23 protein-coding genes are annotated in these 26520 nt (G+C 72.2%); 15 read left to right on the top strand and 8 right to left on the bottom strand.

The window, feature by feature from the left end; translation table 11 throughout:
- Positions 1 to 107 precede the first annotated feature (107 nt).
- The 8 genes from AB0J97_RS07890 (at position 108) to AB0J97_RS07855 (ending at position 10437) form a co-directional block, all read left to right on the top strand.
- Entirely contained in the window at positions 108 to 1883 is a 1776-nt protein-coding gene (locus AB0J97_RS07890; protein ID WP_364085995.1) for a PspC domain-containing protein, read from the top strand.
- Complete coding sequence (locus AB0J97_RS07885; protein WP_357707804.1) at positions 1873 to 2076, top strand: hypothetical protein; 204 nt, start codon at positions 1873 to 1875, stop codon at positions 2074 to 2076. Before AB0J97_RS07890 ends, AB0J97_RS07885 begins: the two co-directional genes overlap by 11 nt.
- A 72-nt stretch (positions 2077 to 2148) precedes the next feature.
- Entirely contained in the window at positions 2149 to 2631 is a 483-nt protein-coding gene (locus AB0J97_RS07880; RefSeq protein ID WP_357707806.1) for a (2Fe-2S)-binding protein, read from the top strand.
- Positions 2628 to 4997, top strand: coding sequence for a xanthine dehydrogenase family protein molybdopterin-binding subunit (locus AB0J97_RS07875; RefSeq protein WP_357707807.1), 2370 nt, complete (start codon positions 2628 to 2630; stop codon positions 4995 to 4997). The genes AB0J97_RS07880 and AB0J97_RS07875 overlap by 4 nt, the downstream gene beginning before the upstream one ends.
- Positions 4994 to 5848 (top strand): xanthine dehydrogenase family protein subunit M, encoded by an 855-nt coding sequence (locus AB0J97_RS07870; RefSeq protein WP_357707808.1) that lies wholly within the window; start codon positions 4994 to 4996, stop codon positions 5846 to 5848. The genes AB0J97_RS07875 and AB0J97_RS07870 overlap by 4 nt, the downstream gene beginning before the upstream one ends.
- Positions 5849 to 5924: 76 nt before the next feature.
- A complete protein-coding gene (locus AB0J97_RS07865) occupies positions 5925 to 6659 on the top strand; it encodes an SRPBCC family protein (protein ID WP_357705817.1) in 735 nt (244 codons plus the stop codon).
- A gap of 89 nt (positions 6660 to 6748) precedes the next feature.
- Positions 6749 to 9379 carry a CDP-glycerol glycerophosphotransferase family protein gene (locus tag AB0J97_RS07860; RefSeq protein WP_364085987.1) on the top strand — a complete coding sequence of 877 codons (2631 nt, stop codon included), beginning with the start codon at positions 6749 to 6751 and terminating at the stop codon, positions 9377 to 9379.
- The gene (locus AB0J97_RS07855; protein ID WP_364085984.1) at positions 9376 to 10437 is read left to right on the top strand and encodes a glycosyltransferase; all 1062 of its coding nucleotides are present in this window, start codon (positions 9376 to 9378) and stop codon (positions 10435 to 10437) included. The genes AB0J97_RS07860 and AB0J97_RS07855 overlap by 4 nt, the downstream gene beginning before the upstream one ends.
- Here AB0J97_RS07855 and AB0J97_RS07850 read toward each other — a convergent pair.
- The 3 genes from AB0J97_RS07850 to AB0J97_RS07840 are packed head-to-tail and all read right to left on the bottom strand — an operon-like array spanning position 10434 to position 13850.
- Positions 10434 to 11465 (bottom strand): sulfotransferase, encoded by a 1032-nt coding sequence (locus AB0J97_RS07850; RefSeq protein WP_357705821.1) that lies wholly within the window; start codon positions 11463 to 11465, stop codon positions 10434 to 10436. The two genes, AB0J97_RS07855 and AB0J97_RS07850, sit on opposite strands and share 4 nt — an antisense overlap.
- Positions 11466 to 11486: 21 nt before the next feature.
- Positions 11487 to 12344, bottom strand: coding sequence for a CDP-alcohol phosphatidyltransferase family protein (locus tag AB0J97_RS07845; protein WP_357705822.1), 858 nt, complete (start codon positions 12342 to 12344; stop codon positions 11487 to 11489).
- A 48-nt stretch (positions 12345 to 12392) separates the two neighbouring features.
- Complete coding sequence (locus AB0J97_RS07840; protein WP_364085979.1) at positions 12393 to 13850, bottom strand: glycosyltransferase; 1458 nt, start codon at positions 13848 to 13850, stop codon at positions 12393 to 12395.
- A gap of 124 nt (positions 13851 to 13974) precedes the next feature.
- On the opposite strand from AB0J97_RS07840, the gene AB0J97_RS07835 reads away from it, so the two are divergent.
- The gene (locus AB0J97_RS07835; RefSeq protein WP_364085976.1) at positions 13975 to 14499 is read left to right on the top strand and encodes a GNAT family N-acetyltransferase; all 525 of its coding nucleotides are present in this window, start codon (positions 13975 to 13977) and stop codon (positions 14497 to 14499) included.
- Positions 14496 to 15539, top strand: coding sequence for a pseudaminic acid synthase (gene pseI / locus AB0J97_RS07830; protein WP_357705825.1), 1044 nt, complete (start codon positions 14496 to 14498; stop codon positions 15537 to 15539). The genes AB0J97_RS07835 and pseI overlap by 4 nt, the downstream gene beginning before the upstream one ends.
- Here pseI and AB0J97_RS07825 read toward each other — a convergent pair.
- Together AB0J97_RS07825 and AB0J97_RS07820 are read right to left on the bottom strand one after the other, a co-directional pair.
- Positions 15532 to 16506: a hypothetical protein gene (locus AB0J97_RS07825; RefSeq protein ID WP_364085972.1), complete on the bottom strand. Its 975-nt coding sequence runs from the start codon at positions 16504 to 16506 to the stop codon at positions 15532 to 15534. The two genes, pseI and AB0J97_RS07825, sit on opposite strands and share 8 nt — an antisense overlap.
- Positions 16503 to 17243 carry a glycosyltransferase family protein gene (locus AB0J97_RS07820; protein ID WP_364085969.1) on the bottom strand — a complete coding sequence of 247 codons (741 nt, stop codon included), beginning with the start codon at positions 17241 to 17243 and terminating at the stop codon, positions 16503 to 16505. The genes AB0J97_RS07825 and AB0J97_RS07820 overlap by 4 nt, the downstream gene beginning before the upstream one ends.
- Before the next feature lie 104 nt (positions 17244 to 17347).
- On the opposite strand from AB0J97_RS07820, the gene pseB reads away from it, so the two are divergent.
- Entirely contained in the window at positions 17348 to 18325 is a 978-nt protein-coding gene (gene pseB / locus AB0J97_RS07815; protein WP_364085966.1) for a UDP-N-acetylglucosamine 4,6-dehydratase (inverting), read from the top strand.
- Positions 18325 to 19449, top strand: coding sequence for an aminotransferase class V-fold PLP-dependent enzyme (locus AB0J97_RS07810; protein ID WP_364085963.1), 1125 nt, complete (start codon positions 18325 to 18327; stop codon positions 19447 to 19449). The genes pseB and AB0J97_RS07810 overlap by 1 nt, the downstream gene beginning before the upstream one ends.
- 12 nt (positions 19450 to 19461) lie before the next feature.
- Here the strand turns inward: AB0J97_RS07810 and AB0J97_RS07805 are convergent, their stop codons facing one another.
- Genes AB0J97_RS07805 through AB0J97_RS07795 form a run of 3 tightly spaced genes read right to left on the bottom strand, consistent with a single transcriptional unit; the run spans position 19462 to position 24028 of the window.
- Positions 19462 to 21342 carry a glycosyltransferase family 2 protein gene (locus tag AB0J97_RS07805; RefSeq protein ID WP_364085960.1) on the bottom strand — a complete coding sequence of 627 codons (1881 nt, stop codon included), beginning with the start codon at positions 21340 to 21342 and terminating at the stop codon, positions 19462 to 19464.
- Between the two features lie 29 nt (positions 21343 to 21371).
- Entirely contained in the window at positions 21372 to 23096 is a 1725-nt protein-coding gene (locus tag AB0J97_RS07800; RefSeq protein WP_364085957.1) for a hypothetical protein, read from the bottom strand.
- Positions 23093 to 24028: a hypothetical protein gene (locus tag AB0J97_RS07795; protein WP_357705833.1), complete on the bottom strand. Its 936-nt coding sequence runs from the start codon at positions 24026 to 24028 to the stop codon at positions 23093 to 23095. Before AB0J97_RS07795 ends, AB0J97_RS07800 begins: the two co-directional genes overlap by 4 nt.
- Positions 24029 to 24190: 162 nt before the next feature.
- Between AB0J97_RS07795 and AB0J97_RS07790 the strand changes: the two genes are divergently transcribed.
- Genes AB0J97_RS07790 through AB0J97_RS07780 form a run of 3 tightly spaced genes read left to right on the top strand, consistent with a single transcriptional unit; the run spans position 24191 to position 26488 of the window.
- Positions 24191 to 24439 (top strand): acyl carrier protein, encoded by a 249-nt coding sequence (locus AB0J97_RS07790; protein WP_357705834.1) that lies wholly within the window; start codon positions 24191 to 24193, stop codon positions 24437 to 24439.
- Positions 24414 to 25172: an SDR family oxidoreductase gene (locus AB0J97_RS07785; RefSeq protein WP_364085952.1), complete on the top strand. Its 759-nt coding sequence runs from the start codon at positions 24414 to 24416 to the stop codon at positions 25170 to 25172. Before AB0J97_RS07790 ends, AB0J97_RS07785 begins: the two co-directional genes overlap by 26 nt.
- Positions 25172 to 26488, top strand: coding sequence for an AMP-binding protein (locus AB0J97_RS07780; protein WP_364085950.1), 1317 nt, complete (start codon positions 25172 to 25174; stop codon positions 26486 to 26488). Before AB0J97_RS07785 ends, AB0J97_RS07780 begins: the two co-directional genes overlap by 1 nt.
- Positions 26489 to 26520: the final 32 nt, after the last annotated feature.

Genomic DNA, 26520 nt, shown 5'->3' with positions numbered 1-26520 from the left:
CCATCGTCACATGTCGCGGGCACTTCGGGCATCAGGGAACAACCCCCAGGGTCGAGTCAGGGGTCTCCCGGATGCGGTCACCCCGCCCGACGGTCCACGATGGTTCCATGACAGAAGCTCCGCCCAGGCAACCCGCCGCCCCGCCCCGGGAGCTGCGACGCAGCAGCGAAGGGCGCTTCCTCATGGGCGTCTGCGCCGGTCTCGGGCGGCACACCGGCATCGACCCCGTGGTGTTCCGCGTGGCGTTCGCCGTGCTCCTGCTCGGCTCGGGCATCGGGATCTTCCTGTACATCGCGGCGTTCCTGCTGATGAAGGAGCCCAACGGCGGGCCGGGGATCATCGAGCAGTGGACCCGTCGCGACTTCGACGCCGAGACCGTGATGGCGCTGCTGACGGCGGTGCTCGGGTTCGGTCTCGCGCTCAACCTCGCGACCGTGTGGCTCGACACCGGCACGCTGGTGGTCGGCGTGCTGCTGGCCGTCTCGCTGCTCGCGGCCCACTCCAGCGGCGTCGACCTGCTGGCGCTGGCCCGCTCGATGCCCGAGCGGCTCGGTCGCCGGCGCTCCCCCGACGCGGAGTCGCCCGCGCCGCCCTACGCGCCGCCCGCGACCCCGCCGGTGCGTCCCGCCGAACCCGGTTGGTCCGGCCTGGGCGACACCGCGACGGCCCACCCCGAGTCCCCCGCGCCCGCCCCCACGACGGCAGCCCCCAGGACGACGGCCGCCGCCCACGCCGAGGCCGTGGCCGCGCGACTGCGGGCGATGTCGGCCGGACGGCAGCCCGAGGCTCCCCGTACGGACAAGCCCGAGACGCCCTCCGCCGAGGAAGAGCGGGCCGAGATGTCGAAGATCGAGGCCGCGCAGGCGATGGAGGCCGCCGGGGCCGTGACGGCGGAGCACGAGCTCCCGCAGGACGCCACCCGCCAGGCGGAAACCCCCAAGACGGACGCCCCCCGAGCGGACGCCACCCGCCAGGCTGAGGCCCCCGAAACAGATGCCCCCCGAACGGACGCCCCCCGAGCGGAGTCCCCGAAGACCCGGGTCGAGGCCCCGCAGCCGCAGGCGGCGTCGCGGCAGGAGCCGCCCGGCTACCGCCCCCAGCCCAGAACCGCGATCGACTACAGCGGCTACGGCGAGCCCTTCGCCCCGAAGGGCCCCTACCGCCCGCTCGACCCGGCCAGGCGGCAGGCCGGCTACTCGCCCTACGACCCCGCCCTGTACGGCCGCCCGGCCCCCGGCCAGGCGCACAGCCCGGCGCCACGGCAACGACGCCCCAAGTCGTTCATCGGGGTCATCACCATCTTGCTCGCGATCATAGTGGGAGGGATCGTCGTGGCGGTCCAGGCCAGGTCTGCCGCGGGTGTGAGCCCGACCATCGTCGGCGGCGCCGTGCTCATCACCATCGGCGCCGGGCTGCTCATCGCCGCCTGGTGGGGCCGCGGAGCCGGTCTCGTCGCGGCGGGCACCACGGTCGCGCTGCTGATCGGCGTGGGCCTGATGCTGGGCGGTCTGCCGCGCAACGTCGGCGACTCCACCTGGTACCTGACCAAGCCCTCGGAAGCGGGCAGGGTCTACGACGTCGGCGTCGGCGAGGGACGGCTGGACCTGACGGAGCTGAAGGCGCTGCCGGGCACGAGCCTGACGTTCGACGCCAGGGTCTCCGTGGGCGAGCTGACGGTGATCGTGCCACCGACGGCCAGGGTCGAGGTGCACGCGTCGAACAAGGTCGGCGACATCAAGGTCGACCAGTCGATCAGGGGCGGCGTCGACATCAAGTTCGACAAGGTGCTGGAGCCCGAGATCAGGTCCGCGGACGAGGAGTTCACGATCGTGCTGAACCTGCGTGGCGGCCTCGGCGACATGGAGGTGCGGCGTGGCGCGTGACGTCGAGCGCGTCCGGCGGCTGCACCGGACCGACTGGATGGCCCTGCTGAGCGGCACGTTGTTCGTGGTGCTGGGCATTCTCGTCGTGACCCGCGAGCTCAGGGACGCGCTGATCCTGGTCGGGGTGACGGTCGTGGGGCTGGCGTTCGCGGGGGTGGTGGCGATCATCGCGCGGGTGGTCCGCGGCAAGTAACCCTTGACCGGGAAAAACACCGGCGTAGTTTCGGGTGTGTCCGCCTTTCCCCCTGCTCCTGAGGGAGGACGTATGCCCCGAATCACCGTCACCGTCGACGGGATCAAGTACGAGGAGGACGTCGAGCCGCGGCTCCTCCTCGTCCATCTACTACGTGAGCGGCTCGGCAGGACCGGCACCCCGGTCGGCTGCGACACCAGCAACTGCGGCGCGTGCACGGTCCTGCTCGACGGCAAGAGCGTCAAGAGCTGCTCGGTGCTCGCCGTCCAGGCCGACGGCGGCGACGTCGTCACCATCGAGGGCCTGGGCGCGAACGGGTCGATGCACCCGATGCAGCGGGCCTTCCACGAAGAGCACGCGCTGCAGTGCGGCTACTGCACCCCCGGCATGGTCATGGCCGCGATCGACCTGGTACGGGAGGACCCGGAGCCGTCGGAGGAGTCGATCAGGCACGGGCTGGAGGGCAACCTGTGCCGCTGCACGGGCTACTGCAACATCGTGCGCGCGGTGAAGCGCGGCGCGCAGGAGATGGGGCAGGCGGTGAGGACGCAGTGAGCGAGCCGAGCCCCGAGGCCGTCACCGGGCAGGACGCCGTCCACGAGGTGGGCCGGCCGCGCAGGCGGAAGGAGGACGCCAGGCTGCTGACGGGGCGCACGCGCTGGACGGACAACCTGTCCCGGCCCGGCACGCTGCACGTGATGTTCCTGCGCAGCCCGATGGCCCACGCCCGGATCACCCGGGTGGACGTGTCGGCGGCCCGCGGTCTGCCCGGCGTGGTGGCCGCGTTCAGCGGCCAGGACTTCGCCGGCGAGCAGGGCAGCCTGCCGTGCGCGTGGCCGGTGACCGACGACGTCGTCATCCCCGACCATCCGCCGATGGCGACCTCCGAGGTCCGGTACGTCGGCGAGGCCGTGGCCTGCGTGGTCGCGACCGACCGGTACCGGGCGGCCGACGCGCTGGAGGCCATCGAGGTCGACTACGAGCCGCTGCCCGCGGTGCTCGATATGACCGAGGCGCTGTCGCCGGACAGCCCGAAGGTGCACGAGGCGGGCAACCAGGCGTTCTCCATGAAGATCACCTCGGGTGACGTCGAGGCGGCGTTCGACGGCGCCGCGGTCGTCGTCGACCGGACGTACGTGCAGCAGCGGCTCATCCCGACGGCGATGGAACCGCGCGCGGTGCTCGTGGACACCGACGGCGACTCGTTCACGATGTGGACCTCCACCCAGATCCCGCACATCCTGCGGGTGATGCTGGCCGTCGTGACCGGCATCCCCGAGCACGACCTGCGGGTGGTCGCGCCCGACGTGGGCGGCGGGTTCGGCTCGAAGTTGCAGGTCACCGCAGAGGAGGTGCTCTGCCTGCTGATGGCGCGCAGGCTGGGCAGGCCGGTCAAGTGGACGGAGTCCCGCTCCGAGGGCAACCTGACCGTGCACCACGGCCGCGACCAGCTCCAGCGCATCCGGCTCGCCGCCGACGCCGACGGGCGCATCCGGGGGCTCCGGGTGGAGCTGCTGGCGGACATGGGCGCGTACCTGATGCTGGTGACGCCGGGGGTGCCGCTGCTCGGGGCGTCCATGTTCAACGCGATCTACAAGATGGACGCGTACGAGTTCGGTTGCCGGGGCGTGTTCACCACCAAGATGCCCACGGACGCCTACCGGGGCGCGGGCCGCCCGGAGGCCACGTTCGGCATCGAGCGGACGATGGACGAGCTCGCCGCCGAGCTGGGCCTGGACCCGCTGGAGGTGCGCAGGCGCAACTGGATCAGGCACGAGGAGTTCCCGTACACGACGATCTCGGGGCTGACCTACGACTCGGGCAACTACGAGGCGGCCACGGAGAAGGCGCTGTCGCTGTTCGGCTACGACAAGCTGCGGGCCGAACAGGCCGACCGGCGGGACCGGGGCGATCCGGTGCAGCTCGGGATCGGGGTCAGCACGTACACGGAGATGTGCGGGCTGGCGCCGTCGAGGCTGCTCGGGGCGGCGAGGTTCGGGGCGGGCGGCTGGGAGCACGGCTCGGTGCGCATGCTGCCGACCGGCAAGGTCGAGGTCATCACCGGCACGTCCCCGCACGGCCAGGGGCACGTGACGGCGTGGAGCCAGATCGTGGCCGACGCGCTGGGCGTGCCGTTCGAGGACGTGCGCGTGCTGCACGGCGACACGGCCGTCGCGCACAAGGGCATGGACACCTACGGCTCGCGCTCGCTGGTCGTGGGCGGCATCGCCGTGCTGCAGGCGTGCGAGAAGGTCAGGGAGAAGGCCAGGAAGCTGGCCGCCCACATGCTCGAATGCTCGCCGGACGACCTGGAGTTCGGCGGCGGCGCGTTCAAGGTGCGCGGCACCGGGTCGAGCAGGACGATCCAGGAGCTGGCCTACGCCGCCTTCCAGGCGCACGACCTGCCCGACGGCGTGGAGGCGCGGCTCGACTCCGACGCCACGTTCGACCCGGACAACTACTCCTTCCCGCACGGCACGCACCTGTGCGCGATGGAGGTGGACACCGAGACGGGCATGAGCCGCATCCGCTCGTACGTGGCCGTGGACGACGTCGGCAAGGTGGTCAACCCGCTGATCGTCGAGGGCCAGGTGCACGGCGGCATCGCGCAGGGCGTGGCGCAGGCGCTGTACGAGGAGGCCGTCTACGACCCCGACGGCAACCTGCTGACCACGACCATGGCCGACTACCTGCTGCCGTCGGCGGCGGACCTGCCCTCGTTCACGACGGACCGGACCGAGACCCCGGCGACCGGCAACCCGCTGGGCGTCAAGGGCGTCGGCGAGGCCGGCACGATCGCCTCGACCCCGGCGGTGGTGAACGCGATCGTGGACGCGCTGCGGCCGTACGGCATCGACGACGTCCGGATGCCGTGCACGCCCGAGCGTGTCTGGCGAGCGCTGGAAGGAGCGCGGCGATGATCCCCGCACCGTTCGACTACGTGCGTCCCGACTCGCTGGCGGCGGCCTGCGCGGAGCTCGCCTCCGACGAGGACGCCAAGGTCCTGGCCGGCGGGCAGTCGTTGCTCCCGCTGCTGCGGCTGCGGCTGGCCTACCCGTCCAAGCTGGTGGACATCGGCCGCCTGCCCGGCCTGAACGGCGTGCACGACCGGGGCGACCACGTCTTCATCGGCGCGCTGGCCACGCACGACGAGGTGATGCGCTCCCCGGTGGTGAACGACGGCGTCCCGCTGGTGGCGCTGGCCACGGCCAGGGTGGCCGACCCGGCGATCAGGCACCGGGGGACGTTCGGCGGCTCGCTGGCCCACGCCGATCCGGCGGGTGACCTGCCCGCCGTGGTGCTGGCGCTGGACGGCGTGATCGTGGCCGGGTCGGCGGAGGGCGAGCGGGAGATCCCGGCCGCCGAGTTCTTCGTCGACTACCTGGAGACGTCGCTGCGGGCCGGGGAGATCCTGGTCGGGGTGAAGCTGCCGAAGCTGGGCGCGGGCTGGGGCTTCCACTACGAGAAGTTCCACCGGACCGCGCAGTCGTGGGCGATCGTCGGCGTGGCGGCCGCGGTCCGACGTTCCGACGGCGCGATCGCCGAGGCCAGGGTCGCGCTGACGAACATGGGCCCGACGCCGGTGCGCGCCCGCGCGACGGAGGCCGCGTTGCCGGGCGTCGAGCTCGGCGACCAGGTGCGGCAGGCGTGCGAGCAGGCCGCAGACGGCACCTCCCCGCCCGCCGACCTGCACGCCCAGCCCGACTACCGCCGCCACCTGGCCCGCGTCCTGACCCACCGGGCGGTGCGCACGGCCGCCGGGTCCCCCTGAGTGAGGCGGGGGCGCCCCTTCCGGGGCGCCCCCGCCCCGACGTAGTGTCGCAACCAACCTCGGAAGGAGCGGATCGATGGCGATGCGGTTCGAGCACGAGTTCACTGTCCCGGTTCCGATCGAGCAGGCATGGGCGGTGCTGCTCGACGTCGAACGGGTCGCGCCCTGCCTGCCCGGGGCGACGCTCGACATCTTCGAGGGCGACGAGTTCACCGGCCGGCTGAAGGTCAAGGTCGGCCCGATCACCGTCACCTACCGGGGCTCGGCCAGTTTCGAGGACGTCGACAAAGACGCCCACACGCTCACGATCCAGGCGTCGGGCAAGGAGGCCAGGGGCTCCGGCACGGCGTCGGCCACGGTCAGGGCACGCCTGACGCCGGCCGAGGGGCGCACGTCGGTGGCCGTGGAGACGACGTTCAACGTGACCGGGCGGCCGGCGCAGTTCGGACGCGGGGTCATGGCCGAGGTCGGGGCCAAGCTGATCGACCGGTTCGCCGGCAACCTCGCCCAGCTGCTCTCCGAGCCCGTGGTGGAGCCGGTCGCGCCCCAGGAGCCGGTCGTGCCGCAGGTGCCGGTCGCGCCCGTGGAGTCGCAGGTGGAGGAAGAGGAGCGGCACCTGAGCCCGGTGCCCGCCCCCGAGCCGGACGTGCGGCCTTCGGGCACGCTGCGCACCTCGCGCACCCCTGACGAGGAGGCGCTCGACCTGCTGGAGATCGCCGGGCAGCCGCTGCTCAAACGGATCGCGCCGATCGCGGGCGGCCTGGTGGCGCTCACGATCCTCATCTGGGTGATTCGTCGCCTTATACGCTGATTTTCAGCAAAAACCACATAAAGTCCGGTCACTTCACGCCGTCCCGGGGAAGTGCCATTCCCGCAGGTCATTACTGGGGGGACGTCGGGATGCCGGACTGCAGCGTGGTCGTGATCTCGTACAACGACGCTGCTCGCCTGCCCAGGGCCGTGCGGTCCGTGCTGCGACAGACGTTGCGCGACCTCGAAGTGATCATCTCCGACGACGCGAGCACGGACGGCACGCCCGAGGTCGCCGCGCGGCTCATGGCCGAGGACCCGCGGGTGCGCTACCTGCGCAGGGAGAGCAACAGCGGCGGCTGCGGAGCCCCGCGCAACGACGGGATCGACGCCGCCAGGGCGCCGTACGCCATGTTCCTCGACAGCGACGACGAGCTGCCCAGGCACGCGTGCAAGAGCCTGCTCACCGAGATCGAGCGCACCGGGGCCGACTTCGTGTCGGGGCAGATCTCCCGCCTGTTCGAGCGGGACGGGCGGCTGCGCCCGTACTATCCGTCGCTGTTCGCCCGGCGGCGGGTGGTCGAGGGCATCCGCGCGGAGCCCGAGCTGTTCCTCGACTCCTTCAGCACCAACAAGCTCTACAACGTCGCCTGGCTGCGCGACAACGTGCTGCGCTTCCCCGAGGACATCCACTACGAGGACCACGTCTTCGCCACCGAGCTGTACGCCGTGGCCCGCCGGTTCGCGATCGTCCCGTGGGTGGTCTACCACTGGCACCGGGCGCCCTCGAACGAGTCGATCTCGCTCAGCATCGACGAGATGGACAACGTGCGGCAGCGGGTGATCGCGGCCCGGCTGAGCGACGACATCCTGCGCGGCTACGGCGCCGAGGATCTGGTCCCGCACCGGCAGTACCGGTTCCTGCGGCAGGACCTGCGGGTCTACCTCAACCCGCTGCCCGCGCGCGACCTGGTGTGGGTGAAGGAGTTCGCCTCGGTCGTTCGGCCGTACCTGGAGGAGATCCCCGGCGAGGTGTTCGACCGGATCGAGCCGATGGACCGGGTCTGCTGCCGGCTCATCCTGGACGACAGGATCGACGACCTGCGCGTGGCGGCCGGCTCGCTGACCGGCCCCCGGGCCGCGCCGCGGGCGGCCGTGCAGGTGGACGGGCGCACGTACTGGGGCACGACGGCCGCGCCGTGGCTGGACATCACCCCGCTGCGCCTGGCCGAGCTGCCCTACACCGACTCCCGGCTGCGGCACGAGGTGACCGGCCTGGCCACGAACGGCGAGCGGGTGCGGATGATCGTGCGCACCTACGACCCGTTCGGCGTGCTGCCGGCCGAGTGGGAGGCGTTCCTGGAGGCGGGCGGGGAACGCGTGCCGATCCGGCCGGTCCCCTCCGGCGACGGCGGGTACGTCAGCGAGGTCGTCTTCTCCCCCTGTGGCAGGAGCGACCCGCGCATCGGCTTCAGACGCCGCTCCGACGGCCACGTCACCACCGACCGGCTGATCGTCGACCCCAACCTGGAGCCGATCGAGCTGCCCGGCTGCACGGTGAAGGCCGAGGGCTACGCCGCCTACCTGTGCGTGCGCACGCACTCGCGGGTCCGCTCGGCGCTGCGGCGGGCCCGCCGGCTGCTGCTGAAGCTCAACACGCCGCGCGCCAAGCTGCGCGCGTACAAGCTGCTGATCAAGGTGGTGCCGCGGCGCGACGACCTCGCCCTGTTCGAGTCGGACGTCGGCAAGGGCTACAACGGCAGCCCCCGGGCCATCTACGAGGAGGTGCGGCGGCGCGGCCTGCCGATCGAGGCGGTCTGGTCGGTCGCCAAGGGCCGCAAGAACTTCCCCGCCGACGCGCGGCTGGTCCGCCGGGGAAGCTGGCGCTACCTGTGGACGATGGCCCGCGCCGGGATCTGGGTGGACAGCCACGGCTTCCCGCTGGACTACCCGAAGCCGCCCGGCACCCGCTACCTGCAGACCTGGCACGGGCAGGGCATCAAGTCGATCGGCTTCGACGCGCCCGACCTGCGCGGCGACTTCGACCGGCCGCGCGAGCAGTGGCGGGCCGCCGTCGCCCGGTGGGACGCGCTGGTCTCGCCGAGCGCGGAGTTCTCCCGGGTGTTCCTGCCCTCCAACGGCTACGACGGCAAGGTCTACCGGTGCGGCACGCCGCGCTGCGACGCGCTGGTGCGGGCGGAGGCGGCCGGCGACGTGCGGGCCCGGCTGGAGATCCCGCCGGGGCGCAAGGTCCTGCTCTACGCGCCCACCTACCGCGACCGGGACAAGATGAGCGGCCGCTCGGTACGCGCCGACCTGGACCTCATGGCCAGGGAACTGGCCGGCGAGTGGGTGGTCGTCCTGCGCACGCATCCGGTCGAGAAGTACGACCCGCCCGAACGGCTCAGGCACTTCGTCCGGCCGGCCGCGTCCTATCCGGAGATCAACGACCTGATGCTGGCCTCGGACGCGCTGCTGACCGACTACTCGTCCGTGATGTGCGACTACGCGGTGACCGGCAGGCCGATGGTGTTCCTCATCGACGACTGGGACGACTACCGGCTCTCCGAACGCGGCGTCTACCACGACCTGCCCGCCATCGCGCCCGGCCCGTGCGTGACGACCACGGCGGAGCTGGTGGACGTGCTGCGGAACCTGCCCGAGGTGCACGCCGCCTTCGCCGCCAAGTACGCCGCCTTCCGCGCCCTGTGGTGCGCCGACGAGCACGGGGACGCCTCCGCCCGCATCGTGGACGACTTCTTCGAGGGGCGCAGGCGATGACCGTCGTCTTCGCCTGCCTGGACGCCGACACGCTCGGCGGCATCCAGCAGGTCACCCACACCCTGGCCCAGGGCCTGGCCGGCCGCGGCCACGAGGTGCACGTCGTCGGCCTGCACCGGGCCGCCGCGCCCTTCCGCTACGTGGACCGCCCGCGTTACCGGCAGCACGTGGTCGGCGGCCCGACCGGCACGCAGGGCCCGCTGGCCCGGCGGCTGGCCGACCGCAGGGTGAAGGAGCTGCTGCGCGACGTCCGCCCCGGGTACGCGGTGCTGACCTCGCCGTCGGTGGTGACCAGGCTGGCGGGGCTGCTGCCCGCCGGGTTCCGCTCGATCGGGCAGTACCACGGCTCGTACGGCCACGCCCGCGACTGCTGGCACCTGGCCTCGATCAGGAAGCACTATCCCGACCTCGACCAGGCGCTCTTCCTCAGCGAGGACGACGCCTGGGCCTTCTCCGAGCACGCGCTGCTGCCCAACACCTGGACGCTGCCCAACCCGCTGGGCGCCTGGCCCGAGGAGACGTCGGCGCTCGACGTGCCGCGGGTGCTGGGCGTGGGCCGGCTGGAGGGCGTCAAGCGGTTCGACCGGCTGATCAGCGCGTTCGCCCGCGCCGAGCCGCCGCGGCCCTGGGAGCTGCACCTGATCGGCGACGGCGCCGAACGCGAGCGGCTACGGGCGCACGCGGCCGGGGAGGGCGTCGCGGACCGGGTCGTCTTCCGCGGCCTGGTGCCCGCTCATCGCATGCGCGAGGAGTACCTGAACGCCTCGCTGGTGGCGCTGACCAGCGAGCACGAGGGCCTGCCGGTGGTGCTGCTGGAGGCGTGCGCCCACGGTGTGCCGTCGGTGGCCTTCGACGTGTCGGGCGGCGTCCGCTCGGCCGGCCCGGTACGGGTGCCGCCGGGGGACGTGGACGCGTTCGCCGCCGAGCTGGCCGCGTTGATGGGGTCGGCGCGGGAGCGGCGGCGGCTGGGGGCCGCCGCCCGGGCACGGGCCGAGGCGTTCCGCCTCGACCACGTGCTGGACCGCTGGGAGTCCCTGTTCGCGCACATCGAGCGCTAGACGGTCACCTCGGGACGCTGCTGCGGGATGCCGGCCAGCGTCTGCTGCGTGGATGTGAGCAGCGCGCCGACCGGGCTGGGCTCGCGCAGCCGGTTGAAGCGGTCGCGCATGGCCTTGCGCGAACGGCTGGCCTTGCGCTTCTGCATGGTCTTCTGGCAGGCCGTCACGTGCTCCTTGGCCGGCCTGGGCGCGTCGGTCAGCTCGTAGCCGTTGGCCCGGAGCCGCTCGCCGAGCACGTGCTCGCACAGCGCGATCTCCCAGTCGTCCAGGCGGTTGGCCCAGCTTCCGACGCGGCTGCGGGTGACCTCGCGGTGGGTGTTGCTGTGCCAGACCTTGTGCTGCGGGACCGCCTGCACGGCCGCCTCGCGGGGGGAGATCATCGACGGTGCGAAGTCCTCCTCCAGGAAGTGGCAGAGCTTCTTCATCTCGGTCATCGGGTCGTCGGTGAGGTCTTCGTAGCGCAGCTCGTAGTAGGTGTCGTCGGGCAGCGTGCGGCGCAGCCGCTCACCGGCGTCGATGGCCTCGGCCCAGGTGGAGATGGCGTGGAAGGAGTCCAGCGTGTACCAGGGCATCTCCTTCAGCGAGGCCACGCAGTCGCGGCCGTCCCTGATCAGGTGGATGAACTGGGCGTCGGGGAAGAGGCGCAGCAGCAGGTCGGTCTGCTTGACGTAGCTGGGCCTCTTGTCGCCCCAGCGGGCCTTGTCGAAGCGGTCGGCGTACATGCGGAAGGCCGTGCCGATGACCGAGCCGAGCGAGCCCGGCCCCTCCACGGCCTGCCGGATGAACTCGTCCTTGTCGATCTTGAGCTCGCGGAACTTCGTGCTGCGGTCGGTCGCGATCCACTGCGCCAGTGCCTTGCGCCGCTGGGGGACCCGCAGGTCGCCCCATGTGCGGCGCCGGTAATAAGCGGGAACGAGGAAGCGCGTCTCCGGCGGCACCGCCATGCGCGGGTGCGAGTGGAGCATGAGCTGGAGCATCGTGGTGCCGGACCGCGGGCATCCAATGACGAAGACTGGCCGGTCGGACATTTCGTATTAACCCCCGAAAACTTAGACGAGAACGTGCTCTCGGCTCTCCTGGGAGGGCACGCTGTGCCTGCGCGTGAAGAGCCACATCCGGTAGACAAGGAAGATCTCGTTGGCCAGGAGCAGGACTCCGGCGGCCGCCGCGAGCGGGATCAGCGCCCACACGCCGGCGAGCGGCGCGATGACGAAGACCGCCGCATGGAACTCGATGCCGCTGATCAGGTGCGAACGCACGCGGTGCCTGGCCAGGAACCTGTTGAGGCGCCTGAAGAAGGAAGGCAGCCGGCGCCTGCGACCACCGGGGCGCGTGCCGCGCTCGACGAGCATGCGCAGGTCGAGGTCCGCGGGCGCCCGGTCCAGGGGGACGGTGTCCTCGCCGGGCAGCTCCGGCTCCCCCCGCTCCTCCCTGACCGCCTCGCGCACCCGCTTCATCTGCGGGGCGTTGACGTACCTGAACAGGTCGAGCACGGCCACCGCCGCGCCGAGCACCACGTACCGGACATCCTCCGTCAGGACGTACTGCCCGTACGCCAGCCCCCCGGCGCACAGGACGACCCTGACCCGGTCCCCCACGTAGTCCAGCCAGAGCCCGAAGGGCGTCCCCGTGCCCTTGAGCCGGGCGATCTTGCCGTCCACGCAGTCGATCGTGAAGCTCAGGTAGAACATCAGGGCACCGGCGACGAGCTGGTCCAGCGCGAAGCAGGCCGCTGACACCATGCCGAGGACCAGCGAGAAAACCGTGAGCCCATTGGGCGTGATCCGGGTGCGGTTGGCGACGGGAAGGGCGACCCGGCAGGCGACCGGGTCCACGAAATACACGGTCCACCAGGAGTCTCTCCGCTTGCGTGTCTCGTAGACGTCATCCAGCGAATAGGTCCTCATGGATCCCAGCATGGCTACGGTCCGCCGTCTGACGATTACTGTCTGGAACTACTGGGGCATGTCCATGCCGCTTCTTGACCAACCTTGCAGGGAAAACCGCCACGCACCGTGCGCGTCTCCGTCGCGGAACCAGCCCTTGAGCACGAGGCCACGGGTCTCCGCCTTGACCATGAGCCGCCAGGTCGCGCCGCCGCCTTCGAGCACCCTGGGGTCGATGCCGACACTCACGCCGTACCGGCCGGCACGCCGGACCTCCAGGGGTACTCTGCGGCGGCCGTCGCTCAGCCACACGCTCACCTTGCCGACCTTGCGATCGACCCGGTGGAAGGACACCTCGCCGCGCACCCGGTACTCGGTGCCCGTCCAGGCGCAGTCGTCCACCCGGGCGATCAGCTTGAGCTCGTCGCGGGCGTCATAGACGTCGTCGGGGATGCCGAGCCGGCGGCGTTGCCGGAAGAAGGGGTAGTCGCCGTACCAGTTGACGGTGCGGAAGCCGCGCGGGCGCACCCGTGTGCCGTCCAGCCGGCTGCGGCGGAAGTCGCGTACCGCGCGGAGCTGGTCGATCAGGCCGCGTCTGGTCAGGTGCAGCTCCAGGCGGCGCAGCGAGGGCGCGGTGGCCAGGGCCCGGGGGCTCAGCTCGTCCAGCCAGGCGTCGGCCAGCCCCAGCAGCGGCACCAGGTCGTGGCCCGCCTCCCGCGCCGCCTCCAGCGCCTGGAACAGGAAGACGATGTCCTTCTCCAGCACCAGCGCGTCGAACTCGGGCAGCAGCTCCGGCGCGCCGTCCTCCAGGAAGGCGCGCACCGAGCGGATGGCGGTCAGGCGCTCGTGCAGGTTGGGCAGTTGCGAGCGGCGTTGCGTGATCGAGGTCTCCCCCTCGTCGCGCCTGCGCCAGTGGTAGACGACGTCGTCCACCATGTCCACGCTGGTGGCCAGGACGTGGGCCTGCATGGCGACCGGCACGTCCTCGTAGATGCCGGCGGGGAAGCGCAGCCCGTGCCGCCGCCAGAAGTCGGCGCGGTAGACCTTGTTCCACACCGTACGGTCCCTGATCAGGACCTTCTTGTCGGTGATGTGGGTGCACAGCACGGGCCGCCGGAAGACCCGCTCGTGCAGGATCGACTCCTCCAGAACGCCGTCCACCATGCGCCTGACCGCGCCGCAGGCCAGGTCGGAGCCGGTCTCGCCGAGCTTGGCGATCAGCACCTCGTACGCGTGCGGCGGAACGACGTCGTCGCTGTCGGCGAAGGCGAGATAGGTGCCCCTGGCCCGGCCGATCCCCTCGTTGCGCGCCGGCCCCGGCCCCAGGTTCTGCTGCTCGACCAGCGTGAAGCGGGAGTCGCGGGCCACGAAGTCGTCGGCCAGCCGCCGGCTGCCGTCGACCGAGCCGTCGTCGACCATGATGACCTCGAAGTCCTCCATGGTCTGCGCGGCCAGCGATTTCAGGCACTCCGTCAGGTACGGCTCCACATTGTGGACCGGGACGATGACACTGAGCAGGGGGATCATGACGCTCCTTGGCTTTCGTGGAAGGCGGTCGAGGGCAGCATGCCGTGGCCGCCTCGCCGATTCCGCGCCTGATGCCCGTCCCTGATGAGCTCTTTACCCGACACGGAATCCGCTACGTTGTGCAATGAGTCGAGCACGAATGGTAGGGGGAACGGTGCTGAGATGCGTCCGGGACGATGATCTGCCCGTGATGCGCCACTGGCGCAACCATCCGAGAGTGCGCGCCACCAGCTTCACCGGCCACGAGATCTCCGCCGACGAGCACGCCCGCTGGTGGGCCGCCGTCCGTGCGGACGCGACCAGGCAGGTGCTGATCTACGACCACGCCGGGGCCCGCGCCGGGGTGGTGACGTACTCGGACCTCGGCGGCGACAGCGCCTCCTGGGGCTTCTACCTCGACCTCGACGGCCTCGAACGGTCCGGCGCGGTGCTGAGGGCGTGGGTGGGCCTGGAGCGGGCCGCCATCGAGCACGCGTTCGGCCCGCTCGGGCTGACGACCCTGCGCGGCGAGGTGCTGGCCGACAACGAATCGGTGCGGCGGCTGCACAGGCGCTTCGGGTTCACCGAGGTCGCGACCTACCGGAGACCGGTCGACGGGGTGTCGCGCGAGGTCGTCGCCGTCCAGCTGACCAAGGAGGAGCAAGGATGATGTCCATCGGAGGGCGGACGATCGGGGCCGACCGGCCGCCGTTCGTGATCGCCGAGATGTCCGGCAACCACAACGGGAGCCTGGAGCGGGCCCTGGCCATCGTCGACGCGGCGGCGGCCGGCGGGGCGCACGCGCTGAAGCTGCAGACCTACCGGCCCGACACGATCACCGTCGACGCCGACGGCCCCGCCTTCCGCGTGGGCGACGGGCACGCGCTGTGGGGCGGCGAGAGCCTCTACCGCCTGTACGAACGCGCCCACACCCCCTGGGAGTGGCACGAGCCGATCTTCGAGCGGGCCCGTGAGCACGGCCTCGCGGCCTTCTCCGCGCCCTTCGACCCCACCGCCGTGGAGCTGCTGGAGAAGCTCGACGCGCCCGCGTACAAGATCGCCTCGTCGGAGATCGTGGACCTGCCGCTGATCAGGCTGGCCGCGTCCACCGGCAAGCCGCTGATCATCTCCACCGGCATGGCCACGGCGGGCGAGATCGAGGCCGCGGCCACGGCGGCCCGCCAGGCGGGCTGCACGCAGCTCGCCGTGCTGTCCTGCACCGCCTCCTACCCCGCCTCCCCGGCCGAGAGCAACCTGCGCTCGCTGCCGCTGCTGGCCGCGCTCACCGGCGCCGAGGTCGGCGTCTCCGACCACACCCCCGGCATCGGGGCGGCGCTGGCGGCGGTCGCGCTGGGCGCCTGCCTGATCGAGAAGCACGTGACGTTGTCGCGGGCCGACGGCGGCGTGGACGCCGCCTTCTCGCTGGAGCCGCCCGAGCTGGCGGCGCTGGTGGAGGAGAGCGAGCGGGCCTGGCAGTCGCTGGGCCGCCCGGTACTCGGGCCGCGCGAGTCCGAGCGCGAGGGGCTGCGCTTCCGCCGATCGCTTCACGTGGTCCGCGACGTACGCGCGGGCGAGCCGGTGACGGGGGAGAACGTCCGGTCGATCCGCCCGGCCGGCGGCCTGCACCCCGATGCCGCCGACGAGGTGATGGGCCGCAGGTTCACCCGCGACGCGCCCCTCGGCACGCCGTTGACCTGGGACCTCATCTGATCCACAGGTCGAGGAAGGCGTCGGCGACGCGTTCCCTGCCCTTGCCGTCGACCAGCCCGCCGCCCCGCCTGCCGTGCTCCTCGCGCAGCGCGGGGTCGGCGAGCAGCCGGGCGAGCACGCCGACCGCCTCGGCGTCGGCCACCCGGCCCAGCCCGGCGGCCACCCCCCGGCCCACCAGCGCCCGGTAGCCGACGAGCTGGTTGTCGGCCACCCAGCTCAGCGCCGTGGGCACGCCGAGGTGGAGCAGCTCCCAGATGGCCGAGCCCGCGGCGGTGACCACGAGGTCGGCGGCGGCCATCAGCTCGGGCAGGCGGTCGGTGGGCGGGATGACGGTGATGCCCTCCCCCGCCTCGAACGGCTCCGGGCTGACCAGCGTGGCCTGGAACGGCACGCCCGTGCACGCCAGCGCCTCGGCCCAGGCGGGGGCCACGCCCGCGCTGTCGGTGCCGCCGAAGAAGCAGAGCACCCGCGGCACCGGCCCGGCCTCCCGCACCCTGCGCCGGCCCCGGACGCTGTCACGCAGCAGCGCGTACCGGGTGCCCGCCAGCCGCCAGGAGTCGCGGGGCAGCGGGAAGGGCCGGTCCTCGGCGCCGAGGTTCTGGTCGAGGTAGAGGTCGGCCTCCTGGCCCAGCGGGTCGCCGTCGACGATCGCCAGCACCGGGAAGCCCGCCGCCCTCAGCGCCGCGCCGGTGCCCTCCGGCAGCTCGTACGAGTCCAGCACCACGGCGTCGAGCCGCAGCTCGCAGGCCAGCGCGGCCAGCCGGTCGGGCGGCGCGGGGGCGGCCACCAGCGGCAGGCCCCGGCTCCTGAGTTGATCCATCGCCCATTCCGAACCGGAGACCGTGCCGAGGAAGACCACCTCGACGCCCCGCGCGCACAGCTCCTCGGCCAGCGCCACGCACCGCACCAGATGTCCGGCCCCACTCCCCGCCGCGGCGTCGCAGCGCACGCCCACCCGCCCGCTCATGCGTCCTGCAGCTCCTTCTGGCGTACGTGGGCGTTGAGCTCGCAGACCTCCGGCCGCGCCCGCAGCCAGCCCACCAGCGTGCGGACGGGGACGCAGGCGTCGCCCAGCTCCTCGACCACGCGGGCGATGAGCCGCCAGTCGTCGTCGGTGTCGAGCGTGACCCGCAGGTCGTCGGCCGGGGGCTGGTAGGCGAGGCCGAGCAGCCGCGACTCGCCCGGGTGCGCGTAGACGTAGGAGGTGACATGGGCGCGGTGGAAACCGGTGGCCTCGGCGTCGGCGCGCTCCAGGGCCGCCCTGCCGACGATCTCCACGTCGAGCCCGCGCGGCAGCGTCCTGGCCAGGCTCGTGCTGAGGTAGTCGAGGCCCGGGACCGCGCGGAAGACGAGCGCCGCCTCCCGGATCACGACGGGGTCGAGCAGCGGGCAGTCGGCCGTGAAGCGCATCACCGCCCCCGCTTCCGTTTCGGCCTCCCGCCCGGCCAGCGCGTCCATGAACCGGGTCAGCACGTCGTCGACGGGCCCCCGGTGGCAGGCCACGCCGAGCCGGTCGCACTCGGCCGCCACCGCGTCGTCGGCGGCCTGCGTCGTCGTGGCCACCACGAGGTCGTCGAGCGCCCGCGACTCGCGCGCGGCGCGCACCACCCACCCCAGGACCGAACGTCCGCCGAGGTCGCGCAGCACCTTTCCGGGCAGCCGCGTGGAGCCCATCCGAGCCTGGATGATTCCGACAATACGCATCAAAACCACATTCCCCTGTGTGACCATACGTGGTTGACCGATCGCGCTATGCTACCGGCCAGCTCGAACGACCACAGTTCGTCAGCGCGATTTCAGGGGGCCGCGTGAGCATTCTCAGTGGATCGTCCATTCTGATCACGGGAGGAACGGGGTCCTTCGGCAAGGCGTTCATCCGCCACGCGCTCGACTCGCTCGGGGTGCGCCGCCTGGTGGTCTTCTCCCGCGACGAGCTCAAGCAGTACGAGCTCAAGCAGCTCTTCCGCGACGACGAACGCCTGCGCTGGTTCATCGGCGACGTACGCGACCGCGACCGCCTCACCCGCGCCATGCACGGCGTCGACCACGTCGTCCACGCCGCCGCGCTCAAGCAGGTCGACACCGCCGAGTACAACCCGTTCGAGTACGTCCGCACCAACGTCGCCGGGTCCCAGAACGTGGTCGAGGCGGCCATCGACTGCGGCGTACGCAAGGTCGTCGCGCTGTCCACGGACAAGGCCTCCAGCCCGATCAACCTCTACGGCGCCACCAAGCTGGTCGCCGACAAGCTGTTCGTCTCGGCCAACCACTACGCCGCCGCCCACAAGACCCGCTTCGCCGTCGTCCGCTACGGCAACGTCGTCGGCAGCAGGGGCTCGGTGGTGCCGTTCTTCCTGCGCCTGGCCGAGCAGGGCGGCAGCCTGCCGATCACCGACAAGCGCATGACCCGGTTCTGGATCACCCTCGACCAGGCCGTGCGGTTCGTGGTCGACTCCTTCGACCTCATGCAGGGCGGCGAGCTCTACGTGCCGCGCATCCCCAGCATGCGCATCACCGACCTGGCCGAGGCGCTGGCCCCCGACAGCCCGGTCTACGAGATCGGCATCAGGCCGGGCGAGAAGCTGCACGAGGAGATGATCGGCGCCGACGACGGCCGCCGGACCCTGCGCCTGGCCGACCGCTACGTCGTCCAGCCCACGATCGCGACCTGGGGCTACCAGGCGCCGCAGACCGGCGAGCTGCTGCCCGAGGGGTTCTCCTACCGCTCCGACACCAACGACCGGTGGCTGTCCGTGCGCGACCTGCGCGACATGGTGGCCGGCTGATGCTGCCCTACGGACGACAGTCCATCATCGAGTCCGACATCGAGGCGGTGGCTGAGGTGCTGCGCGGCGACTGGCTGACCACAGGTCCGGCGGTCAGGCTGTTCGAGAGCGAGCTGGCGCGGTGGACCGGCGGCGTGCCCTGCGTGTCGGTCACGTCCGGCACGGCCGCGCTGCACGTCGCGTACGCGGCGGCCGGCGTCGGTCAGGGTGACGAGGTGATCACCTCGCCGCTCACCTTCGTCGCCACGGCGGCCACGGCCGCGCTGCGCGGCGCGCGGGTGGCCTTCGCCGACGTCCAGCCCGACACCGGCAACATCGACCCCGACTCGGTCGACGCGTTGGTCACGCACCGGACGCGGGCGATCACGGGCGTCGACTACGCGGGCCATCCCGCCGACTACGACGAGCTGCGTACGCTCGCCGAACGGGCCGGCGCCGTGCTGGTGGCCGACGCGGCGCACTCGATCGGGGCGTCCTACAAGGACCGGCCGGTGGGGTCGGTGGCCGACCTGACGACGTTCTCGTTCTTCCCGACCAAGACCGTGACGACGGCCGAGGGCGGCGCGGTGGCCGTGGCCGACCCCGGCCGGTTCGAGCGGGCCGCCCGCTTCCGCGACCACGGCCTGGTCCGCGACCCAGCCGGGCAGCGCGACCCCGGCCACGGCGGCTGGCACCAGGAGGTGCACGAGTTCGGGCTCAACTACCGGCTGCCCGACGTGCTGTGCGCGCTGGGCGTCAGCCAGCTGCGCCGCCTCGAACGCTTCCGCGCCCGCCGCGCCGAGCTGGTCGCCCGGTACAACACGCTGCTGCGCGACGTGCCCGGCCTCACGCTGCCCGCCCGGCGGGCCTACGTCACGCCGAGCTGGCACCTCTACCCGGTCAGGGTGCGCGACGGCCGCCGGCGCGAGGTCTACGAACGTATGCGGGCCGCGGGCATCGGCGTGCAGGTCAACTACATCCCGGCGTACTGGCACCCGGTGTTCGAGGACCTCGGCTACCGGCGTGGGCTGTGCCCGCGCGCGGAGGCGTACTACGCCGAGGAGCTGTCGCTGCCGCTGTTCGCCGACCTGACCGACGGCGAGCAGGACCTCGTCGTCGAGACCCTCGCCGAGATCCTCGCCTGATAGCCCGGGCGGTCAGCGTTCGGCCAGCAGCAGGCAGCCGTCCTCGCTGCGGTCGATGAGGAAGCGCCGGTCGTCCACGGTGGCGACCTGGCGCCCGGGCCGCCGTACGAGCGGGCGGATGGGCCGGCCCTGGTCGATGACCACCTCCCACCACGACTCGCGGCCCACGCACTCGTCGATGCCGGCCAGCGGCACCCGCGCGGAGAAGTCCTGGCCGGCCAGCGCGACGGGGAAGTACATCTCCTCGCCGTCGCTCTTGCGCCGCAGCCGCACCACGGGCTCGCCGTCGCCGAGGTCGTTGATCCGGCCCGAGAACACCAGGTCGCCGTCGTCGACGCGGCACTCGCCGATGAGCGCCTGGGCGTGCCGCAGCCGCAGCCCCCAGGCGCCCTTGGCGCTGCGCGCCGGCACCAGCCACACGCCCGACCTGCGGCGCGGCGCGGGCACCGGCGGCGGCAGCCAGCGCGGCCCGGCCACCTTGGCGTCGAGCTTCAGCCCGTGGCCCTTGAGCATCACGCGCAGCTCCCAGTGGCCGCGCCGGGCGAGCTGGGCGGGCGTGAACACGGCGGGGTCGACGGCGAAGGCGAACGGGAAGGCGTGCTCGGGCGCCGCGACGCCCTCCTCCAGCTCGACGGTCTCCCAGACGGGGGCGCTGTCCTCCTCCGACAGGTGGATGACCTCGCCGGTCGCGCGTTCGGCCAGCCAGGCGCGCAGGCGCACCCGGCGCAGCGCCCCGGCGTCGAAGCGGCCGAGCGCGGCCCGGCCCGCGCCGGTCAGCACGCCGTCGCGCCACTCCAGCGACACCAGGCGGGCGGTCAGGGTCAGCGCCTCGGAGATCTCCGACAGGTGCGCGGGGATCGCCGGGTGGCGGCCGTACCAGCGCCTGCGCAGCAGGCCCGCCGGTCTGACGCGCGGTTGCAGCAGGCCCGCGCGGGCCTGCTCGTACACCTCGGCCAGCTCCTCCAGCCGGCGCCGGTGCAGCAGGTGCACCTGGATCCGATGCTCGAACGGGACGCTCCGCCAGCACTCGCGGGACACGCCGTCGAGGTAGCGGACCATCAGGTCCAGCAGCTCGGGCCGGACGCCCGTCGTGGCGGCCGCCTCGACCGCCACCGTCATGTCGATGTCGAGCGTGTCGCGGTCGAAGTCGGGCTTGAGCTTCGGCGCCTCGCGGGCCAGTAGGTCGGCGGTCTGCAGCACCGACAGCAGCCGGTCGCGCAGGTTCCCCGCCTCCAGGCGGCGCTGGGTGATCGAGGAGCCGGGCTCGTCGCGCTGCCGCCAGTGGTAGACGACCTTGGACAGCACGTCCACCGAGCGGGCGCCCACGTGGGCGGCCATGGCGACGGGCTGGTCCTCGTACATGCGCTCGGGGAAGCTCAGGCCCAGCCGGTCCCAGAAGGACCGGCGGTAGACCTTGTTCCACAACATGCGGTCGCGGATCAGCAGCGGGTGGCGGGTGATGTGGGTACGCCTCACCGGCGTCGCGAACGCCTCCCGATGGGCCCAGGAGGGGATGAGCAGGTTGCGGTAGAGCCGCATGACGTTCCCGCAGGCCAGGTCGGAGCCCGTGGACTCCAGCGAGGACACCAGCCGCTTGAACGCCTCCCGCGGCACGGTGTCGTCCCCGTCCACGAAGGCCAGGTAGCGGCCGGTGGCCTGGGTCAGGCCGACGTTGCGGGCCCGTCCGACGCCCTGGTTGGGCTGCCTGAGGAGACGGATCCGGGGATCGGCCGCCTGCCTGGACTCGACCTCGGCGCAGCCGTCGTCGCGACTGCCGTCGTCGACGCAGATGACCTCCAGGTCGGACATCGTCTGCGCGGAGATGGAGTCCAGGCAGGGACCGATGTACTTCTCGACATTGTGGAACGGGACGATCACCGAAAGAACCGGCACATGCACTCCTCAGCGTTGTCGTCGGCTCGTCAGCCGGACAGCAGTCGGATGACCCTGCGGGCGACCTTTCGCGGGCGGGCCAGACGGCGGGAGAGGCGGTACCCGAGCGTGCGCCGGTAGGCGGCGGTCTTGCGCTGGGTCCTTCTCAGCTTGGACCTGGCCCTGACCAGCTCCCGCTCACGGTAGGAGAGCTTGGTCTCCAGACGGGAGACCCTGGCCAGGGCTGCGGTGAGCTGGTCGGCCAGACGGTCTCGGGCGCCGAGCAGGTCACGGTAGGTGGGCGGGTCGGCCTGCTCGGCCGGGTGGCCCAGCTCGGCGTCGAACTTGCGGGCCAGGTCGAGGTCGCCCGGGTCGCAGGGACGGCCGGCCATGCCGCAGAGCGTCAGCGTGAGCTGGTCGGCCTCCAGCGGCCACGGCCAGGGGTGGTGGTGGCCGGCCGCGAGCAGCCGTACGGCGAACCGCCACAGGATCCTGCACAGCACCACACGCGGCTCGGGCGGGACGGTCGGCGCGGCGGTCTGGACGATGGCGGCGAACCGCTCGCCGTCGTGGACCAGGCCGTCGGCGGTCACACAGGGACCGCCGTCGGCCTCCAGCCAGGCGGCCAGCGCCGACAGCAGCTCGCGCACGGTCCTGGTGTCCTCGCGGGCGCACGCCTCGACCAGGATCTCCTCGACCACCCGGCCGGCCGGGACGGGACGCTCCTCGCCGTCGGGCAACCGCCGCACACCGGCCCTGGTCAGCTCGTGGACGACGGCCCCCTCCTCGATCAGCCCGAGCGGCAACGCGACCACCCCCTCGGCCGCCGGTTGCCGGGTTTCGGCGCCTTCGCCCTCGGTCTCCGGCCGGCGGGCTCGCGCGCCTGCCTCCTCGGCCTGCGGCGCCCGCCCGGCCGCGCTCCGGTTGGCGGACTCCGGTGTCGGGGGCCGGGTGGCGACCGCGAGCCACAGCGGGGCCAGCTCCTCCCCCAGCCGGTGCCGGAACACCAGCCGGGTCAGCCGCAGCGGGTCGGCCACGTGCATCCGGTCGCCGCCCCTGGCGCTCAGCGGGAACGTGACCGCCTCCGGCAGGTCGAAGGCGAGCGCCTCGCGCGCCAGCAGCGCCCGGGGGGCCTGCCGCCCCGGATAGGCCGCGTAACAGCGCTCGACGCTCAGCCCCGCCGCCTCAAGGGCGCCGTCGAGCGCGCCCGGCCCGCTCGGGTAGCTCGGGTCGAACCCGTGGGGGGCCCACTGGTCGTCGCCGCCCTCCCGGTCGGCGGGCCTGGCCTCGATGAACCTGTCGACGCCCAGGTCGTTGCGCACGCCCAGCACGAGGCGCCCGCCGGGCGCGACGAGCGCGGACAACGCGTGCAGCGACTCGATCCACGCCGCCGCCGGCGCCTCGGCCGAGTGCGTGCGCAGCAGCCCGTCGAGCGCCAGCACCAGCTCGTATGGCTCGTCCGCGTCGAACACGTCGAGCCGCCCGCAGTGGACGGCGAGCTCCGGATGCCGTTCGCCGAGGGCGCAGGCGTCGGGGTAGGACCGCAGCAGCACGGCCGTCTCGCCCGCCCGGCCCACCACGTCGTCGACCAGGACCTGCGGATGCGGCCCGACCAGCAGCACCCGGCCGGTCGCCGGGATCATCCGCCCGACCAGCTCAAGGGCCGCGCCGCGCCAGTCGGTGACGCCGGCCATGTTGGACAGGTCCGACCACAGCAGCATCTCGCCGCCGATCAGGCGGACGTTGTCGGGCGCCTCGTTCACGCGCTCGCTCATGACGTCACCCCGTGGAGCAGGACCGGCCGCCCTGAGGCGGTCGCCTTCGCCCATGGCTCGGGCCGCCCGGCCCCCGCCGCGCCTCCTCCTGCCGGCGCTCCTCCGGGCACCCGCTTCCATCCGAACATTCGCCGTAGCTCCTCCGGTGTCGCCTGATGTTCGAATCCCAGCTCCTGCCGCGCCACCTCGGCGGCCAGCTCGGGATCGACGTGCGTGCCGTGCAGCTCGGGCCAGAGCCGCATGCGGCGCGCCGTGCCGCCGTACTCGGGGCGCTCGTCCTCGTACTGCATCGGGTCTCCGTACACGGCGACCTCGCAGCCGACCGAGGCGCCGTAGAACAGCGCGCTGCCGAGCCGGTTGGAGGCCACCCTGCGGTGGCGCCGCAACTGGATCAGCTGCCGGCGCAGGAAGTCGCGCCCCTTGGTCTCCCACCGGGAGCCGCGCTCACCGTGACAGATGACCTTGAATCCCCTCGATTCGTACGCCCGCCGGATGTCCGGATTCGCATATTCCAGCCAATATAGACAGACAGTTACCGGTTCGGTCTCGACATTTCGGATTTCGTCGGCGAGGTGGGCGTGGTCCCCGATCACGGAGGACTTTTCCCAGCCATGAAAGGGATACCAGATCGTACCCTTCCGCTCGGAGACCACGCCGAGATCCGGCTCCAGGTGAAGGAGGTAGATCCAGGGCGCGCCGATGAGATAGTGGCCACGTCTGCCCATCGACCAGCCTCGACGACGAAGCACGTCAGACCAGACGAAACGGGGATATCCGGGGCTGCACCAGTGGTCGTTCGGGGGAAATCCGTGGAGATAGTTCCATCCGTGTTGAAGGAAGCCCTGGATTCGCTTCGGCGTCTCGTCCGGCACGTCGCAGTACCTGCCCAGAATGCGCGAGTGCCCGTACCAGTGATTGGATTCGTCCATCATTCCCCCTGTAGCGGTTGGCGCGCCTCTTGGGACATTCCCAGCCCCGAACGACGACCACGCGCCGTTATACGCTTCCATTACTCACGTCGGGGGTTTGGTTTCTCCTGCCACCGCAATCACCGCTACACTTCGTCATGGCTTGAGGACAGAGAGTGAGACATTATGAGTCATCTCGACCGCCTGCGGGCCGTCTTCCGCACGGCGCTCAACCTGCCGGCCGACACACACGTCGACCGCCTCGAATACCGCGGCATCCCCCAGTGGGACTCCCTGGCCCACATGGCGTTGATCGCGGCGATGGAGGACGAGTTCTCCGTCATCATCGACACCGACGACATGATCGACATGAGCTCGTTCGCCAAGGCGGGCGAGCTGCTGGAGAAGCATGGAATCGGCGCAGCCGCGGTCTGAGGCCCGCGTCGCCCTGGTCACGGGGTCGACGAGGGGCATAGGCCGCGCCATCGCCACCACCCTGGCCGCGGCGGGCCACACCGTCGTCCTCCACGGCCGCGACGCCGAACGCGCCGACAAGGCCGCCGCCGAGGTGGCCGCGGCGACCGGCGGCCAGACGTGGTCCGTCCACGGCGACGTCGCCGACCGGGCCACGGTCGCCGGTCACATGCGCGACATCGCCCAGCGCCACGGACGGCTCGACGCCCTGGTGGTCAACGCCGGCGTCTACGCGTCCGGCCCGCTGGCCATGGCCCGCGCCGAGACCCTCGACGAGCTCTACCGCACCAACGCCCTGGCCCCGGCCCACACGCTGCAACTGGCCTTCCGGCTGCTGCTGCGCGGGCAGAGCCCGGCCGTCGTGCTGGTCTCCTCGCTCATGGGCCGCGCGGGCGGCGCCAACCAGGCGGCCTACTCCGCGACCAAGGCGTCCGTCATCGGGCTCACCGTGGCCGCCGCCAGGGAGATGGGCCCGGCCGGCATCAGGGTCAACGGCGTGGCCCCCGGCTACGTCGAGACCGACATGCTGAAGACGCTCCAGCCGGAGGCCCGCGAGACGGCGATCTCGGTGACCCCGCTCCGGCGCATCGGCAGGCCCGACGACGTCGCCCAGGCGGTCGCCTTCCTGCTCTCGCCCGGCGCGTCGTTCATCACCGGCCAGGTGCTCGGGGTCGACGGCGGGCTGGTGCCGTGATGTTCCCGTCCGGGCAGGCCCGGCTCGTCGTCGCCGGTGACCAGGAGGGGCTGGGCGGCGACGAGCTGACGCGACGCGTCGGCCGCGTGGCCGACGCCCTGTCCAGGCTGCGGCCGGGGCCGCTGTTCTGCGGCATGCGCAACAACCTGGCGTCCGTGCTGCGGTATCTGGCCGCCTGGCAGACCGGCAGGCCGATCGCGCTGCTCGACCCCGATCTGTCGGCCGCGGCCCTGGCCGACCTGGTGAACCGATTCCGGCCCGCGGCGCTGGTGGGGTTCACCCACGCGCCCGACGGCCCGCCGGGCTCCCGCGGCCAGGCCCCCGACCCGCATCCCGACCTGGCCGTGCTCCTGGCCACCTCGGGCTCGACGGGCAACCCCAAGCTGGTGCGGCTGTCCCGCGAGGCGGTCTCGGCCAACGCCGCCGCCATCGCCTCGGCATTGTCGATCATGCCCGGCGAGATCGCGCCCACGAGCCTGCCGCTGCACTACAGCTACGGCCTGTCCGTGCTCAACAGCCACCTCCACGCGGGGGCGACGGTCGTCCTGACCGAGGCCGGGCTGCTCGAACGTTCCTTCTGGACGCACCTCGACGAGCACAAGTGCACCTCGCTCGCGGCCGTCCCCTACCAGTACGAGATGCTGCGCAGGCTCCGCTTCGACCGCGCCGAGCATCCCACGATCTGCACGCTCACCCAGGCGGGCGGGCGGCTCAATCCCGAGCTGGTGTCCCTGTTCGCCACCCAGGCCGATCGCTTCTTCGTCATGTACGGGCAGACGGAGGCCACGGCCCGCATCGCCGTCCTGCCGCCCGACCGGCTCGCCGACAAACCGGGCTCGGCGGGGCAGGCCGTCCCCGGCGGGCGGCTGACGATCCACGACGGCGAGGTCGTCTACCACGGGCCCAACGTGATGATGGGCTACGCCGAGACCGCCGCCGACCTGGCCAGGGGCGACGACCTGGGCGGGGTGCTGCGTACCGGCGACCTCGGCCGGCTCGACGACGAGGGCTTCCTCCACATCACCGGCCGGCTCAGGCGCATCGCCAAGATCTTCGGCGTACGGGTCAACCTCGACGACGTCGAGCTCCTGCTGCGCGACACCGTGCCGGTCGCGGCGACCAGCGGCGACGACCGGGTGACGGTGTGGGCGGAGGGGCTCGACGCGGCCGGGTGCCGCAACCTGGCCCGCCGGTTGGGCGCCGAGCTGCGGCTGCACTGGAGCGGCATCGACGTACGCGCCGTCGAACGACTGCCGCTGCTGCCCACCGGCAAGATCGACTACCGGACACTGGAGTCGAACCCGGAGGCCGGGTGATGGGGCTGTCCACGGTCGGGGTGGGTGTTCCG

The organism is Nonomuraea sp. NPDC049607 (assembly GCF_040675375.1).
In the GTDB taxonomy this organism is placed as follows: Bacteria; Actinomycetota; Actinomycetes; order Streptosporangiales; family Streptosporangiaceae; genus Nonomuraea.
Note: the sequence above shows the minus strand (reverse complement) of the source record. Positions and strands in the feature narration are given on the sequence as shown.

Bases quoted from the DNA above. Each gene is read 5' to 3' on its own strand.
- AB0J97_RS07890 (WP_364085995.1), top strand. From the start codon at position 108: ATGACAGAAGCTCCGCCCAGGCAACCCGCCGCCCCGCCCCGGGAGCTG.
- AB0J97_RS07880 (WP_357707806.1), top strand. From the start codon at position 2,149: ATGCCCCGAATCACCGTCACCGTCGACGGGATCAAGTACGAGGAGGAC.
- AB0J97_RS07870 (WP_357707808.1), top strand. From the start codon at position 4,994: ATGATCCCCGCACCGTTCGACTACGTGCGTCCCGACTCGCTGGCGGCG.
- AB0J97_RS07865 (WP_357705817.1), top strand. From the start codon at position 5,925: ATGGCGATGCGGTTCGAGCACGAGTTCACTGTCCCGGTTCCGATCGAG.
- AB0J97_RS07860 (WP_364085987.1), top strand. From the start codon at position 6,749: ATGCCGGACTGCAGCGTGGTCGTGATCTCGTACAACGACGCTGCTCGC.
- AB0J97_RS07855 (WP_364085984.1), top strand. From the start codon at position 9,376: ATGACCGTCGTCTTCGCCTGCCTGGACGCCGACACGCTCGGCGGCATC.
- AB0J97_RS07850 (WP_357705821.1), bottom strand. From the start codon at position 11,465: ATGTCCGACCGGCCAGTCTTCGTCATTGGATGCCCGCGGTCCGGCACC.
- AB0J97_RS07845 (WP_357705822.1), bottom strand. From the start codon at position 12,344: ATGAGGACCTATTCGCTGGATGACGTCTACGAGACACGCAAGCGGAGA.
- AB0J97_RS07840 (WP_364085979.1), bottom strand. From the start codon at position 13,850: ATGATCCCCCTGCTCAGTGTCATCGTCCCGGTCCACAATGTGGAGCCG.
- AB0J97_RS07835 (WP_364085976.1), top strand. From the start codon at position 13,975: ATGAGTCGAGCACGAATGGTAGGGGGAACGGTGCTGAGATGCGTCCGG.
- pseI (WP_357705825.1), top strand. From the start codon at position 14,496: ATGATGTCCATCGGAGGGCGGACGATCGGGGCCGACCGGCCGCCGTTC.
- AB0J97_RS07825 (WP_364085972.1), bottom strand. From the start codon at position 16,506: ATGAGCGGGCGGGTGGGCGTGCGCTGCGACGCCGCGGCGGGGAGTGGG.
- AB0J97_RS07820 (WP_364085969.1), bottom strand. From the start codon at position 17,243: ATGCGTATTGTCGGAATCATCCAGGCTCGGATGGGCTCCACGCGGCTG.
- AB0J97_RS07810 (WP_364085963.1), top strand. From the start codon at position 18,325: ATGCTGCCCTACGGACGACAGTCCATCATCGAGTCCGACATCGAGGCG.
- AB0J97_RS07800 (WP_364085957.1), bottom strand. From the start codon at position 23,096: ATGAGCGAGCGCGTGAACGAGGCGCCCGACAACGTCCGCCTGATCGGC.
- AB0J97_RS07795 (WP_357705833.1), bottom strand. From the start codon at position 24,028: ATGATGGACGAATCCAATCACTGGTACGGGCACTCGCGCATTCTGGGC.
- AB0J97_RS07790 (WP_357705834.1), top strand. From the start codon at position 24,191: ATGAGTCATCTCGACCGCCTGCGGGCCGTCTTCCGCACGGCGCTCAAC.
- AB0J97_RS07785 (WP_364085952.1), top strand. From the start codon at position 24,414: ATGGAATCGGCGCAGCCGCGGTCTGAGGCCCGCGTCGCCCTGGTCACG.
- AB0J97_RS07780 (WP_364085950.1), top strand. From the start codon at position 25,172: ATGTTCCCGTCCGGGCAGGCCCGGCTCGTCGTCGCCGGTGACCAGGAG.